Annotated in this window: 14 protein-coding genes; 5 read left to right on the forward strand and 9 right to left on the reverse strand. The window is 51.9% G+C overall.

Annotation, left to right across the window (positions count from 1 at the left end; translation table 11 throughout):
* From BST81_RS28900 to BST81_RS29150, 4 genes are all read right to left on the reverse strand, one after another.
* Positions 1-267, reverse strand: coding sequence for a hypothetical protein (locus BST81_RS28900; protein WP_075599747.1), 267 nt, complete (start codon positions 265-267; stop codon positions 1-3).
* Between the two features lie 4 nt (positions 268-271).
* On the reverse strand, positions 272-826 hold the full coding sequence (locus tag BST81_RS17270; protein ID WP_075599748.1) for a chemotaxis protein CheW: 555 nt from the start codon (positions 824-826) through the stop codon (positions 272-274).
* Positions 798-2,267 (reverse strand): CheR family methyltransferase, encoded by a 1,470-nt coding sequence (locus tag BST81_RS17275; RefSeq protein ID WP_075599749.1) that lies wholly within the window; start codon positions 2,265-2,267, stop codon positions 798-800. Before BST81_RS17275 ends, BST81_RS17270 begins: the two co-directional genes overlap by 29 nt.
* Positions 2,268-2,505: 238 nt before the next feature.
* Positions 2,506-2,631, reverse strand: coding sequence for a hypothetical protein (locus tag BST81_RS29150; RefSeq protein ID WP_290439446.1), 126 nt, complete (start codon positions 2,629-2,631; stop codon positions 2,506-2,508).
* 756 nt (positions 2,632-3,387) lie between these two features.
* Between BST81_RS29150 and BST81_RS17280 the strand changes: the two genes are divergently transcribed.
* Positions 3,388-3,786 (forward strand): response regulator, encoded by a 399-nt coding sequence (locus tag BST81_RS17280; RefSeq protein ID WP_075599750.1) that lies wholly within the window; start codon positions 3,388-3,390, stop codon positions 3,784-3,786.
* A 45-nt stretch (positions 3,787-3,831) separates the two neighbouring features.
* On the opposite strand, the gene cheB is transcribed toward BST81_RS17280, so the two are convergent.
* From cheB to BST81_RS17295, 3 genes are all read right to left on the reverse strand, one after another.
* Positions 3,832-4,902, reverse strand: a complete 1,071-nt coding sequence (gene cheB / locus BST81_RS17285) for a chemotaxis-specific protein-glutamate methyltransferase CheB (protein WP_075599751.1) — start codon at positions 4,900-4,902, stop codon at positions 3,832-3,834.
* Positions 4,903-5,136: 234 nt separating this feature from the next.
* Complete coding sequence (rimM, locus tag BST81_RS17290; protein ID WP_075599752.1) at positions 5,137-5,727, reverse strand: ribosome maturation factor RimM; 591 nt, start codon at positions 5,725-5,727, stop codon at positions 5,137-5,139.
* A 128-nt stretch (positions 5,728-5,855) separates the two neighbouring features.
* A complete protein-coding gene (locus tag BST81_RS17295; protein ID WP_075599753.1) occupies positions 5,856-7,142 on the reverse strand; it encodes a valine--pyruvate transaminase in 1,287 nt (428 codons plus the stop codon).
* Positions 7,143-7,532: 390 nt separating this feature from the next.
* Here BST81_RS17295 and glgP point away from each other — a divergent pair, with 390 nt between their 5' ends.
* Positions 7,533-9,740: an alpha-glucan family phosphorylase gene (gene glgP / locus BST81_RS17300; RefSeq protein WP_075599754.1), complete on the forward strand. Its 2,208-nt coding sequence runs from the start codon at positions 7,533-7,535 to the stop codon at positions 9,738-9,740.
* A 113-nt stretch (positions 9,741-9,853) separates the two neighbouring features.
* Positions 9,854-10,069 carry a hypothetical protein gene (locus tag BST81_RS17305; RefSeq protein ID WP_075599755.1) on the forward strand — a complete coding sequence of 72 codons (216 nt, stop codon included), beginning with the start codon at positions 9,854-9,856 and terminating at the stop codon, positions 10,067-10,069.
* Between the two features lie 66 nt (positions 10,070-10,135).
* Here BST81_RS17305 and argC read toward each other — a convergent pair whose 3' ends face one another.
* Positions 10,136-11,194, reverse strand: coding sequence for an N-acetyl-gamma-glutamyl-phosphate reductase (argC, locus tag BST81_RS17310; protein ID WP_075599756.1), 1,059 nt, complete (start codon positions 11,192-11,194; stop codon positions 10,136-10,138).
* A gap of 423 nt (positions 11,195-11,617) precedes the next feature.
* The gene (locus BST81_RS17315) at positions 11,618-12,322 is read right to left on the reverse strand and encodes a diacylglycerol/polyprenol kinase family protein (protein WP_075599757.1); all 705 of its coding nucleotides are present in this window, start codon (positions 12,320-12,322) and stop codon (positions 11,618-11,620) included.
* 191 nt (positions 12,323-12,513) lie between these two features.
* On the opposite strand from BST81_RS17315, the gene BST81_RS17320 reads away from it, so the two are divergent.
* Positions 12,514-13,272 (forward strand): FkbM family methyltransferase, encoded by a 759-nt coding sequence (locus tag BST81_RS17320; protein ID WP_075599758.1) that lies wholly within the window; start codon positions 12,514-12,516, stop codon positions 13,270-13,272.
* A gap of 86 nt (positions 13,273-13,358) precedes the next feature.
* The gene (gene psb28, locus BST81_RS17325; protein ID WP_075599759.1) at positions 13,359-13,730 is read left to right on the forward strand and encodes a photosystem II reaction center protein Psb28; all 372 of its coding nucleotides are present in this window, start codon (positions 13,359-13,361) and stop codon (positions 13,728-13,730) included.

The raw sequence follows: 13,730 nt of genomic DNA on the forward strand, positions 1-13,730 counted from the left end.
CTAGCGCGCATCCTGGAGCACAAATCGGTTGGTAAACAGATCCCGACTCCATTCCTCCCAGAGGTTGGCCATGCCCTCCACCTCTGCGAGGCGGTGGGCAACTCGGATCTTCGTGACCGTGAGTTCACCGGCCTGCGTCAGCAGGGAGTCCAGTTCTTTCGTGGGCACTCGGATGGTTTCGATCCGGTAGTTAGACCGGGAAAGGGGAGAGGGGGCGTGGTTGAGGCTTGGGGGTTCAGCCTCCGTGGCTCCATGGCGTGGCTCCACCTCTCTAGAGTCTTCCTTGGCTTGGCGTGCCGCCCTTTGGGCTCCCTATTGCCGCTTGCACTTCTGGTGGAGCAGTTGGGCTGTCCGGCTGAAAAGTAGGCTGGTGACCGTTGGACTGCAGATCTGAAAGCGGGGTGAGGGGATGTAGCAGTTGCTCTCCATTCAACAATGTGACGATTTCCTCCCCCACCCTGGCCATGCCACTGATCAGGCTTGCTCCAGGGGGCTGGCTTTGCATCACTTGAGTGCTGATTTGATCCGTCCCGATCGGCTGGACTTCTCGCACCTGATTCACAATGATTCCCAGGCGATCGGTAGTTGTCTGGATAATAATGACACAGTCGGAGAGTTGGTAAGGGGGAGACTTGCGCCCCAGACGACGATGCAGATCCAGCACGGGCACAATGTCGCCCCGCAAGTCGATGACGCCAGCAATGGCAGAGGGAGAATCTGGGACTGCCATGATCTCTGGCAGGAGGAGCAGTTCCTGGACCGTGGCGGCTGCCAGACCATAGCAGGTGTGACTGAGTTCAAAGGTGAGATAGGGTTGGTATTCCATAGTTCTGCAGACTCTTTTCTACCTGAGTTTGTAATTCCTTGACAGTGAAGGTTCCCTGGGGCTCGATCACCCGATCCTGGGGCATGTGATGTAACAGATCCAGGGCCGAGCGCCAGTTCCTGATCGCCCTGGCTTCGTTGCCTAACCGCTGATGCAGGGAACCCAGTTCCAGGTAGGCCATCACTGCTTCCGGGGCCAGATAGATGATGCGCCTGAGCAGTTGCATGGCCTGTTCCACATCCCCCTGTTCTTCGGCAATCTGAGCCAGGAGATAGCAGGGCTCTACACTCAGGGGATGAAACTGCAGAGCTTGCTGACAGACCATCACCGCCTGCTGATGATCCCCCAGGTTGGCATAGATCTGTGCCAGCAGGCAGTGTCCCCGCAGATGCTGGGGTTCCAGCAGCAATAAGGTTCTGGCTGTGTGAATGGCTGCGCTGTAAGATTGCTGGGCCACTAAAGATTCCAACTGCTGAAAAAGGGTTTCTGGGGTTTTGTCCTCAACCTTCGCGCTGGGGAGGGGAGCGGCTGTTTCCAACCCGATCGTTGGTGCTGGTGTTGGGAGTGCAACTTTCAGTTCCGGTGTTGGGATTGTTTCATCGGCGGGGGACTTCTGATAAACGATTGACTCCGAAAAACTGCGGACGGCAAATAGATGGATACGTTGTCCCTGCAGTTCGGTATGCCCTGTGATCAGATACCCGTCTGGTCGTAGGGCGTCGTAGAAGGTCTTCAGAGTTGCTGCGATCGCTGCCGGATCAAAATAGATAAATACATTGCGACAGAGGATCACATCTATGTTGGAATGTAACTTGCCTGAATCAGGCTGCTGAACTAGATTTTCCACCTGAAAGGTCACCATGTCTCGCAGTTCCGGAGCAATCTCCCATCCTTCCCGGTGCGGTTGAAAATATCGCTGTCTCAGGTCTTGATCCACCAATCGAAACGACCAATCACTATAGATGCCTCGCTCTGCCCGATCGATCGCAGCAGGATTGATGTCTGTGCCCAGAATGGAAATGCTCCAGGCCGACAAATTTGGCACAACTTCCCTTAAAAGAATGGCCAGAGAGTAGGCTTCTTCCCCTGTGGAACAACCGGCACTCCAGAGACGCAGGGAAGGGTGAGGGTGGGTTTGCTGTCGATGGATCAGGTCTGGTAAGAGGGTGCGCCGCAGTAATCCAAACTGCCCCTGATCTCGCAAGAAATAGCTTTCTCCGATCGTGATCAGACTGGCCAGTTCCTGCCACTCTGCTTTGACTGACGCTGAACCCTGCCCAGAGGCCAGGAACTGATAGTATGAGTCCTGACTGGGTAGGCTCAGGGCTGTAGTTCTAGTCTTGATTTTGCCCCAGAGCTGACCCCAATCTTTCGCATCTACTCGCAATCCCAGGGTTCTAGCAATCAGTTGGCTGAAGGGCAATCCTAGGGTATTCTGCATGGTTCACACCCACCGAAATATCAATGCACCAGGAGAACCAATCACCTGGATTTATCTATTCACCAGCGTTCCCATCCCCCATGGCAGCAAACGATACGGACCATAAAACTACGGAATCATTTACGCCCCGTTACAAAGACTGATTTAGAAGTCAGGAATTTTAGGTCACTCGACGCAATGCAAGTGAGGTGCTCTTTGGGGGTGCAGGGGCATGGGGATTCCGCCCTAGCCTCCCTTGCTAATAATGAATTTCATCCAATGCGTTCACCAGAAGATCCCGATCGGGCCTTTGCAGGTAATTCACACAAACAGCAGGAAATTTAAACCAGGTTTCAAGATTTTGCATCTCAGGTTTTGTAGTCATAGTCATCGTGTTACTACTGAGTTATCAACTACAACATCTGGAAATTATCGTTAGTCATTCGGAAGTTTTCATCGGTCATTCCTGATTAACTAAGATTGTGAGGAAAAGATTAAACCTTCTGGTTGTTGTAGAGAAAAGAGTAATTGATTCTACTTCAGGCATAGCTCCAATAATATTTCCCTAAATGATTTGAGGTGATTCTTATGTCTACGCGCTACAATCAAAACCACTCTCCACTCGTCAGAATCGTCTACGTTAAAACTCAAGTTAATGGCAAGCTCGAATTAGTTCCAATGGAGTTATATGCAGATAACTCTCTGAAGCGGAGCGCATAATTAAGGCCGGATCCAAACTAATTTCAGAGTTCAGATAATGATTGGATACGAGCACAATAATGCAGGAATGAACCGGCAGGATTAATGTCCTCCGGCTTCTGCATATTTAAAGGGTATTGAAAAAGATATAGGTTTTTAGATCTCCGACTTCTGTAAGAAATCGGAGATCTGTTTTTTATCGGAGATCTAAGTAATCGGGTGAGATTAATTATAAGAAGGGGGGAAGGGGGTACGCCCCCTTCCCCCCGACTCTCATCCTTAATTTAATTGTGCCGACCTACTTATTGGCTCGACCATGGTGAAGATCGACCTGACATTCCTACAAAATGTTGAGAGTCGTCAACCCTGCAGGAGAGTTCATCAAGATTGGGCAGTTTAGGAATATCCGCAGGGATTTCCTGACTGAGTTCAAGTAACCATCATGACGATCGACGCGATAGCCCCAACCGTGCTGGCCGTGGATGATAGTGCGGTGATGCACCAGATGATTAAGCGAGCCCTGGAACCTCAGTATCGGGTGCTCGTCTCAGATAACGCAGTTGAAGCATTGTCGATGATCTATCACGAACCCATTTCAGTGGTTCTGCTGGATGTCATGATGCCGGATGTCGATGGGTTGGAATTTTGCCGCACCCTGCGAAGTTTGCCTCAGTTTCAGCAATTGCCTGTGGTGATGGTGACCTCCAAAGACACGGCCTTCGATCGGGTCAAGGGCAAACTGGCGGGGGCAACGGAATATCTGATCAAGCCGTTTGATATTGACCAGTTGCGGCAAATTGTGGATCAGCTTTCAACCGCCTCTGTATCTGAAGTGGGCTAGTGGTCTGACTGAATGGTACTGTCAGGGAACGGTCGTACCCAGGATTCAAAGAGGCGCAAAAATTTTGTGCAGCAATATCGGGGCAATCTGATCCAAGGGCAGCACCTGTTGCACTGCCCCTAGGGCGATCGCTTCTTTGGGCATCCCAAATACGACACAACTGGCTTCATCCTGAGCGATCGTGATGCCACTGGCTTGAGCCAGTTCGGCCAATCCTTCCGCCCCATCCCGCCCCATGCCCGTGAGCAAAATGCCGACGGCCGATCGCCGGTAGTAGGCGGCTACTGAGCGAAACAAAATGGTCGCAGAAGGACAATGGCCTGCGACTGGGGGGCCTTGGGGCAGTAGGAAGCGCCCATGGGGGTCCAGTTGTAGATGACAGCGTTCGGGCGGAAAGTACACGGTGCCGACCTGGGGGATTTCTCCAGGCTGGGCGATCCGAACTTTCAAGCTACACTCAGCCGCCAGCCAGTTCACTAAACCGGTTAAAAAGCCTTCACTGATGTGCTGGACACAGAGAATGGGCACTGCAAAGGACCGGGGGATCTGGCTGAGGATGGTATGCATGGCTTGGGGACCTCCGGTCGAGGCCCCGATCGCCACCACCCTCGGGAAGCAGATATCTCTGGGGACCGAGATCGCTGGGAGGGAACTTGGCAGGGGCACAGGTTTGATCTCAGAGGATGAAGCTGGGCGACGGGTAAATACTGAAACCCCGGCTAGGACTCTGATGCGGTTGAGCAGGTCTATTTTCATCTGTTCGTACTCAGAGGAAAGACCTGTCCGAGGCTTAGGGAAGACATCTAGGGCTCCGGCCTGCAACAATTGAAAAACAGTATGGCTATCTTCAGCCTGGACCGAGGCACTGATGACGAGAATGGGTCTGGGACACTCTGCCATGACTCGGCGGGTTAACTCCAACCCACCCATTTTGGGCATGTGCAGGTCAGTGCAAATGACGGTAGGGTTGACCTGAGGAATGAGTGCCAGCGCTTCTATTCCATTGTGGGCAGTCCCTACAATCTCCATATCGGGCGTTTCTGCCAGCAACCGTCGGAGAATGGTCAGAACTACGGGGGAATCCTCAACCAGTAAGACACGAATGGGGACAGCCATGACTTAAGCAAACAAGGGCCCAAAAACAGGGAGGGAATTGAGTGGGGTGTCATCCACCCTACTCAACTCCCGAGTCGCAGTCACACACACAACTGGCCTTATCGAAGGTATGAGCATTGCTTCCTTTGCTCTATCTAAAGAGTAGGCAATAAAGGTGAAGAATTCGGGAAGAAGAAAAAAATTAGTTCAACAGTCAAAATAACGAGGAGTCTGGCAGCTTTCCATAGGCTCTGACTAGAGATCCAGCAGCCCCGCTGGGGGCAGAATTTCAATCCGTCTGTGCTTCAAATCGACGATCGGCACAATCGCTTTGACAAATGGAATCAGAACGGTTGTCCTTTTCTGCTTGACGCTGGTAGTGTCTGGATCTGTTCCTGCATCATCCGATTCAAGCTGACTGAGCTGGACCTCCAGCAAGTCATTGCCAGCGGTGAAGACATCGACCACTTCTCCAATCTGGATCTGCTCAACTTGGTGGAACACGGGTAACCCAATCAGATCCATCACATGGAACTCATCCTCTTCCAGGGGTGGTCGATCGGTATCTGGAACCAGTAATCGACTTCCTCGCAGGGCTTCTGCCTGGTCCCGATCGGTGACTCCAGCAAACTGCAACACGTATAAGCCCTTGCCCTGAATCAGGCGTCCCTTCAGTAACTCGACAGGCTGGGGCTCGGTGTCTCCCGGTTTCAGGAGCCAGCGGCGACCAGGGTCTTCAAACCGTTCCGGAAAGTCAGAGTCGGGATAAATCCGAACTTCTCCCTTCAATCCTTGAGCCGCAACAATTTTGCCAATTTCGAGCCAGCCTGCTTTGCTATAAGTCATTAGTGATTAGTGATTAGTTATGAGTCATTTGTGAGCCTTCGGAACTCTCGTTTGAGCGTCTAGGATTTCTGACCAACTGACCACAATTCAGACCTCATCAGCCATGTCAGTCACTTATGACCAATGCCCTATTGACTTAAAACGGCCGATCGCTGGTAAACCTTTTGCACCACTTCGGCCAAGCGGCGCATGCCGGTGGCAATTTCTTCGTTCGTGGCTGTCAGGCTGATGCGTAAGCACTGGTGGGTGTGCTCCCACCCCTCAGCTAAGCCGGGGAAAAAGTCTTTGCCAGGGACTACTATGATGCCCACCTGCTTGAGCTCTTGGTAAAGATCCCAGTCTGTGGCCGGTAGATCCCGTAACCAGAGCCAGGCAAAAATTGCCCCTTCCCCACGATGGAGAAACCAGGGCAGACTTCCTGGCATAGCTTCCTCCAGGGTTGATTCCAGGACAGCAAATTTACTGTGATAGTGGGGCCGGATCACGTTGATGGCAATATCTGCCAGGGCACCAGATTTAATCGCCCGGGCCGCGATCGCCTGCCCGTAGCGAGACGAGTGGATCATGGCGTTGGTCTGGAAGCACTCCAGCACCTGAATGAAGGACTCATCCCCGATCGCGATCCCAATCCGTTCTCCCGGTAGCCCGGCTTTAGACAGGCTCATGCAGTGAAGAATATTCCCTCCAAACAGGGGTGTCATGTCGGTAAAGTTCAGCGCTGGAAAAGGCGGAGCATAGGCGGAGTCAATAAACACAGGCACGTTATAAGGAGCGGCTAGGGCAGAGATTTTCTGGACTTCCTCATCTGTTAGGACATTCCCGGTGGGGTTGCAGGGCCGGGAGAAGATGACACAGCCCGTCTGTTCGTTAATCTCTAGTTGGCTAAAATCTGGCCGGTATTTGAACCGGTGTGCCGCTTCATCAATATCCAGAGCCGGTCGGTAGGCAACCAGAGCTTCCGGGATCAGACTCACCCCGCCGTACCCGGTGTAGTCAGGGCTCAGAGGCAGCACAATCCGCTTCAACTGGCCACTACTGGTATAGCCACCAAAACTATTCGCACCATAAAAATAAAGCGTCTGGCTGCCAGGAGTAATCAAAACATTGCGATCGGTCAAATTCAGGTTGTAGCGCTGATTAAAGTCCTGAACGATCGCATCGATTAAGGGTTGATAGCCTTGACTGGCACCGTACCGACACACCACTTCGCCGTACTCTCGGCTGGCCAGTAAATCTGCGGTGCAGTCGCGCCAGAGTTGTTCCACTTCCGGTAGGATGACCGGATTCCCGGCACTGAGATTGATAAATTCCCTGTTCTCGGCGGACCGTAAGGTTTCCACGATGTCCTTCATGATGGCCCGTACCCCAGTCAGGTGGGACATCTGTTCGCCAAATTGAGTCAGGGCAGGGTTCATAGGAATTATTCAGGAATGATGGCTATTCTCCGAAGTAAGCTGGTAGCCAGCTTCAAACCTCGTATCTCTGATGCTAACCGATAGGGGTCAAAGAGTGCTACAGGCTACGCGGGCTCAGCCAGCCAAAACCTTACAGTTTAAAAAGAAACCGCAAGTTTGATAGCAAAGCTTTAGAGACTGTAAAAAAAACGTTATTGATGGGTGGATTCCTGGCAAGCTATAAAGTCATGGCGATTTTCTATGCGGCCCCGTATCTTATCAGCCGCTCGCCGGTGGAGTTTCCGTTTCTTGAATGATCACAAATTCCGGATATCGTTGAAGCAGATTATTGAAACCCCGGTTGCGATCTCCTCTACTGTCACCCATTGACCTATTGCGAGTAATGCCTATATGACTCACCCTGTTACGAATCCTGCGGCTCAATTGCAGGCAAAATTGCCGTCTCCACTGAAACGTCTGGCGGATCTGGCTTATAACTACTGGTGGAGCTGGTCTACTGATCATCTGTCCCTGTTTCGTGCCATTAATGCGGACGAGTGGGAGCATTGTGGGCACAATCCAGTTGCTTTGCTGGAAATGTCTTCCTATAACCGCCTGACCCAACTGGCTGAAGACCCTGTATACCTGAAGCGACTTCAGGTGCTGGTCGGAAAGTTCGATGCCTACATGGCCGAAACCAATACCTGGGCCAGTCGGGTTGCCCCCCAGATCACCCACGAACATCCGATCGCTTACTTCTGTGCTGAATTTGGCCTCCATGAGTCGTTACAAATTTACTCTGGTGGCCTGGGTATCCTGGCCGGAGATCATCTCAAATCCGCGTCTGATCTGGGTGTTCCCATGGTTGGCATTGGTCTGCTCTATCGTCAGGGGTACTTTCACCAACGGCTCAACCGCCATGGCTGGCAGGAAGACTACTACACCGACAATATCTTTGATCGGTTGCCCTTGGAGCTGATCCGGGATGAACGGGGTGAGGCCATCACTTTTGAATTGTTGATTCGTCAGCGCCTGGTGCGGGTCCAAATCTGGAAGGTGCGGGTGGGCCGAGTGAACCTGTACCTGCTCGATACCGATCGTCATGATAATGATCCGGTCGATCGCTGGTTGACAGGTCACCTGTACGGCGGGAACCAGGATACCCGGATTGCCCAGGAGGTCGTTCTGGGGATTGGGGGGGTGCGGGCTCTGCAGGCTATGGGCATTGAACCGAGCGTTTATCATCTGAATGAAGGTCATGCCGCCTTCAGTTTGCTGGAAATTGCCCGGACGGAAGTTTTGAAACAGGGCAAGTCCTTCTATGACATTGAAGCCTGGGTTCGCGATCGCTGTATCTTCACCACCCATACGCCTGTCCCGGCAGGCCATGATGTGTTCTCTGCCGATCTGATGGACTCTTACTTCGCCACCTACTGGCCAGAATTGGGCCTCTCACGGGAGCAGTTCCTGGCTCTGGGGGCCAGACGTTTGGGTGATCCCTGGGAGCCCTTTGGGATGACGGTGCTGGCTCTACGCCTTTGTCGTGCCGCCAATGGGGTCAGTGAATTGCATGGTCAGGTTTCCCGCAAGATGTGGAACATTCTCTATCCAGAGCGGAGTGAGGACAATGTTCCGATCGCCCACATTACCAATGGGGTGCATAGCCGGACCTGGACTGCGCCTCTGATTGGCGATCTGTATAACCGTTACCTCGGTGAAGACTGGTCCATCCATGTTTCCGATCCAGGGATGTGGTCGAAGGTAGACCAGATTCCTGATGTGGAGCTCTGGGAACGGCATATGATTTTGAAGGAGCGGTTGATTGCCCATACCCGTTACCGGGTGAAGCATGCGCGTCAATCTCGAGGTGAGGAAGATTACTATGTGCAGTCAGCCAATCACCTGCTGGATCCCCATGTGTTGACCATCGGCTTTGCTCGCCGGTTTAGCCCCTACAAGCGGGGGGATCTGTTGCTGCGAGATGCCGATCGGGCGCTCAAAATTCTTGGCAATTCCGATCGTCCGGTGCAGATCATTTTCTCTGGCAAGTCCCATCCGGCAGATGAAGAGGGCAAGCGGATTATTCAGCGATTGATGGAATGGTGCCGACATCCGGCCATCCAGAACCGGGTTGCCTTCATCGAAGACTACGATATCTATACGGCTAAAAAGCTGATTCAGGGGGTAGATGTCTGGTTGAATAATCCCCGCCGACCTCTGGAAGCGTCTGGCACCAGCGGCCAGAAAGTTTGCTTTAATGGCGGAATTAATTGCAGTGTGCTGGATGGCTGGTGGTGTGAAGGCTATCAGGCTGGTCCTGATGGCAAGGGCCTGAACGGTTGGGCGATCGGGGAAGATAAGCATACGAGCGATCAGGATCTGCAGGACCGGGTGGATTCCGAGTCTCTCTATGCCCTGCTGGAACAGGAAATTGTGCCGCTCTACTACGACCAGGATGAACAGGGCATTCCCCACAACTGGATTCGCCTGATGAAGGCATCGATTAAGTCGAATTCTCCAGCCTTCAACACCGATCGCATGATTGCCGATTATGTAACCCAGATGTATGCTCCCGGAGCAGCCAAGGGAGAACCGATTCTGGCAAGTCTGGCTCTCTAAGCAAGGCGGGGATTGTCCTTGAACATTTGGTTATGGGTTATCCGTTGGGAGTCATTCATAATGACAAATGACGGATAACCGATGACAGTCGATTGATTGTGGAGACACTGTTTATGTTTGCTGAGGAGTTGTCCCCTCTATTGAAGGAGTTCGCGAAGGAACCGATCGCCTTTATGGGTGGTCTGGTTACGGGTTTCCTGCGGCTAAACCTGGCGGAGGATCCCGTGAAGAGCTGGCTAGATCGGCAGGCCCGTGGGGGCTCCCATGCCGCTGGAATGGGTCGTCACGATGGCAATGGTAGTGGCCCTCAGTCCATCACGATCGAATAAATCCATGGAATGCTGCCCATAAACCCATAGGGAGGTGGTATGCCGCCTCCCTATGGGTTTATGGCTTCAGGGATAGAAACTTAATTGGGGCAATCCCAACATTTCCGACCATCCCATCATTAAGTTCAAACATTGGATGGCCTGTCCAGCCTGCCCTTTAATTAGGTTGTCGATCACAGCCATGACAATCACCCGATCGGTGCGCGGATCGGTTTCAATCCCAATGTAGCCATAGTTCGTTCCACAGACCCATTTCGTCTGAGGGTAGACGCCGCTGGGGAGAATCTTCACCCAACTGGATGCCCGATAAAACGCCGTATAGATAGTGATGAGATCTTCCCGAACCAGTCCTGGATCCCGTAGGGTGGCGTAAACCGTGGACAAAATACCCCGCACCATGGGAATGAGGTGAGGTGTAAATTGGACCGTGACCTCATGGCCAGCCAGGTCACTGCAAATTTGCTCAATTTCTGGAGTGTGGCGGTGAGTAGCGACACTGTAGGCCCCCAGAGAGCCTTCGGCCTCTGCCAAGAGCAGGTGGGTTTTGGCCTGCCTGCCCCCACCTGAAGTGCCAGATTTAGCGTCAATAATGGCACTTTCGGGCACAATCAGTCCTTGCTTCAGCAGCGGGGACAGGGCGAGCAAACTGGCGGTTGGATAACAGCCGGGGCACCCCACCAACCTGGCTTCTGCAATTCGATCACGGTATAGCTCCGGCAGCCCGTAGACAGCGGTTTCGGCGATGTCTCGATCGTTGCGATCGCCCCCGTACCAGGCTTGGTAAGTTTCCAGATCGGAAAACCGGTAGTCCGCTGACAGATCCAGAACCTTGCATCCTTTAGTCAACAGCGTCGGAGCCATCTTATAGGCAAGACCATTAGGGAGGGAAAGAAAAACGGCCTGACAGCGGGCCGCAATCGCCTCCAGATCGATCGGTTCTACCACCAGCTTTACCCGATCGGCGAAGTGGGGGTATAGTTCAGAGAAAAGCTGACCAGCACTGCTTTCCCCGCCCAGATAAACAATTTCTACCCCAGGATGCTCCAGCAACAGGCGGACCAGTTGGACTCCACCATACCCTGACGCACCAACAATTCCAACAGGCACACGACCTAAGTCACCCATACGACGGATACCAGATTTTTTAAAGAAAAGATGATGAATCGGGGATGCAGGAACTATGCGACCTGTTTGAGGGCAGAGCCTCCCAGATCCCCAAGCTTAGCAATGGATGATTGCTGCAGGTTGACCTTATAGAGGTCTCAAGAAGACCTGATACCCAGGTTGATTGGGCTCAATTTGATCTGCAATTGAAACACAAAAATGATGACCAGGCATTGCAGGCCACACCTTTGATTTTGAATTGGTATTGAGCTTCTGCTGCATTGTAGTACTAAAGCCCAAAGACTGGTAACGGAAATTCTAAGCCCTCCATGGGAGCGAGCAGCCTGACATTCAGGACCAGGCATCGCAAGTAATCTGCTCTGCTGAATTCTGTCCCATCTCCCACCCCTGGGGGTGTTTGAACGTCCGCTCAGAGGCAGTCTTTTACAGGAGCGATCCCAAGGCGAAGGCCAGGGCTGCGCTGCCCAGAGGGACTGTTAAATTATCAATCCCTAATTTTGAAAAAGTTTCCAGCAAAGTTGCAACGGCAGCTACCGCCAGTGGAATCCAGACCATTTCCCAGAGGTTTGCCTGCACCCCTAGCAAAATCAGGCTGCAAATGGTCCAGCTTGTCAGGACCATGGCCAGAGATCCCTCCCAACTTTTTTGCATACCCCAGACTTGGTAGGGATGACGACCAAAGCGTTGCCCAATCAGGGCTGCCATCCCATCCCCCCAGGTCATGACCAGAATACCGAGGGCGGCGTACTGGGGTTGCTGCAGAGGCCAGAACCAGGCTACCAGGATGCCAATACTGACCGCATAAAAAAAGGTACCCCAGCTATGGCGTCCGATGCCATTCACGCTGGTCAGAATTGGGAAGTGGTAGGAGAGGAGGGCGATCGTACTGGCGACAACAGAAGCTGCAATGCCGATCCAGGCTGGAATCTGCAGCCACCAAGCCAGAAGAATCACATTGCCAGCCCCCATGTGCAATACCTTGCGGACTACTTCTGGACTCGCATTGCTGAACCGACTGACTGCTTCTGTGGCCAGTAAAACCAGCCCCAACCATAGTCCTGCGATCAACAGTTGCAGATCTAGGCCAGGAGGGGTAGAAAAGAGGGGCAAAGCGCTGAGCAAGGGCACAGAGTTTGGAGGAATGGCTTCTCTAAAACTTTAATACTAATTTGGATGGGGAAGCATGGTAGATTCCTGGCTGGATAGCTGGATGCTTTAAACATCCTCTGATGCCAGTCGATCACCACAGGGATTCTCTATACTCAAGGAATAGACAAATCATCGATTAAACGTCCACGGGTCAATGTTTCTTCTGGAATATGAAAAGTCTGATTCGGCAACTTATCCGTCGATTGGGTTTTGACATTGTCAGATACTATCCGTCAGCATTTGAACGGGCTCAGGCAATTGACAATCGACGAGAAGGCTCGAAAATTCTGAAGCTGTTGACTCTCCACGAAATTGACTTAGTTCTAGATGTGGGCGCAAATATTGGACAATATGCCAAAGGACTTTTTCAAATTGGATACCAGGGTAAGATCATCTCTTTTGAACCCCTCTCATCTGCTCATGCACAGTTGTTCCTTTCAAGTCGAAATTACCCGAACTGGGAAGTGGCAGAGCGGGGTGCAATTGGTCATGCAAATGGTGAAGTCGAAATTCATATTTCAGGCAATTCCGAAAGCAGTTCGTTGCTCAATATCTTGCCTGCCCATGTCAATGCGGCCAGGAAGTCAGCTTACGTTGATTCTGAGGTAGTCAGGATCTTTCGATTAGATGAGTTGATAGGCCATCGTCTGGCCGATTTCCGGGCTCCTTTCCTCAAAATTGATACTCAGGGTTACGAAGATAGGGTACTCCAGGGGGCATCAGGAATTCTTCCCCAGATTAAAGGGCTGTATTTAGAAATGTCTTTAATGCCTTTGTATGAAGATCAAATCCTTTTTGAGGAGATGCTAAGAACTGTGAATCAAATGGGGTTTTCTCTGTATGACTTGGTTCCTGGATTCTTTGATTACCGTACGGGTAGATTGCTGCAGGTGATGGGGACATTTTTCAGACATAGGGAAGATAGTTGAGCGGCGCTGGCGACAACCAATTCCTCTGGGTGAATTTCTCTATACTGGAGAAATACAAACAAAAGTTATCTAGATAACATCACCCTATGACAACCTCAGTACCTGCGATCGAGTTTTTTGAAGGAGTTTCAGAACAAATCAGCAATGTCAGCCTCCGCCTGAACCGGTCTTCCGGAGTCCGCACGGTGCTGATGACATTTACTGAACTCAACTCTATTCAGCGATTTAAAAGCTTTACCAGTAAATTTAATGGCGCTTTGCGCCTCCTGGATGAAGAAGGGGAAATCACGATCGAGCCCGATTCTGTGAAGTTTGTGTTCGGTGGCCCTGAAGGGGACGATTTTGAGCGCATGGACTGTCAGTTCGAAGTCAATCGGGAGGACCATTGGGAGCGATTTATGCGATTCATGAACCGCTATGCTGCAGTCAATGGGATGGACTACGGGGATCGATCTTAA

The organism is Leptolyngbya sp. 'hensonii' (assembly GCF_001939115.1).
Classification (GTDB): domain Bacteria; phylum Cyanobacteriota; class Cyanobacteriia.

Excerpts from the sequence above, each read along its gene's own strand:
- argC (WP_075599756.1), bottom strand. The coding sequence starts at position 11,194 with ATGGGTGACTTAGGTCGTGTGCCTGTTGGAATTGTTGGTGCGTCAGGG.
- cheB (WP_075599751.1), bottom strand. The coding sequence starts at position 4,902 with ATGGCTGTCCCCATTCGTGTCTTACTGGTTGAGGATTCCCCCGTAGTT.
- psb28 (WP_075599759.1), top strand. The coding sequence starts at position 13,359 with ATGACAACCTCAGTACCTGCGATCGAGTTTTTTGAAGGAGTTTCAGAA.
- BST81_RS17280 (WP_075599750.1), top strand. The coding sequence starts at position 3,388 with ATGACGATCGACGCGATAGCCCCAACCGTGCTGGCCGTGGATGATAGT.
- glgP (WP_075599754.1), top strand. The coding sequence starts at position 7,533 with ATGACTCACCCTGTTACGAATCCTGCGGCTCAATTGCAGGCAAAATTG.
- BST81_RS17270 (WP_075599748.1), bottom strand. The coding sequence starts at position 826 with ATGGAATACCAACCCTATCTCACCTTTGAACTCAGTCACACCTGCTAT.
- BST81_RS17305 (WP_075599755.1), top strand. The coding sequence starts at position 9,854 with ATGTTTGCTGAGGAGTTGTCCCCTCTATTGAAGGAGTTCGCGAAGGAA.
- BST81_RS17295 (WP_075599753.1), bottom strand. The coding sequence starts at position 7,142 with ATGAACCCTGCCCTGACTCAATTTGGCGAACAGATGTCCCACCTGACT.
- rimM (WP_075599752.1), bottom strand. The coding sequence starts at position 5,727 with ATGACTTATAGCAAAGCAGGCTGGCTCGAAATTGGCAAAATTGTTGCG.
- BST81_RS17275 (WP_075599749.1), bottom strand. The coding sequence starts at position 2,267 with ATGCAGAATACCCTAGGATTGCCCTTCAGCCAACTGATTGCTAGAACC.
- BST81_RS17320 (WP_075599758.1), top strand. The coding sequence starts at position 12,514 with ATGAAAAGTCTGATTCGGCAACTTATCCGTCGATTGGGTTTTGACATT.
- BST81_RS29150 (WP_290439446.1), bottom strand. The coding sequence starts at position 2,631 with ATGACTACAAAACCTGAGATGCAAAATCTTGAAACCTGGTTTAAATTT.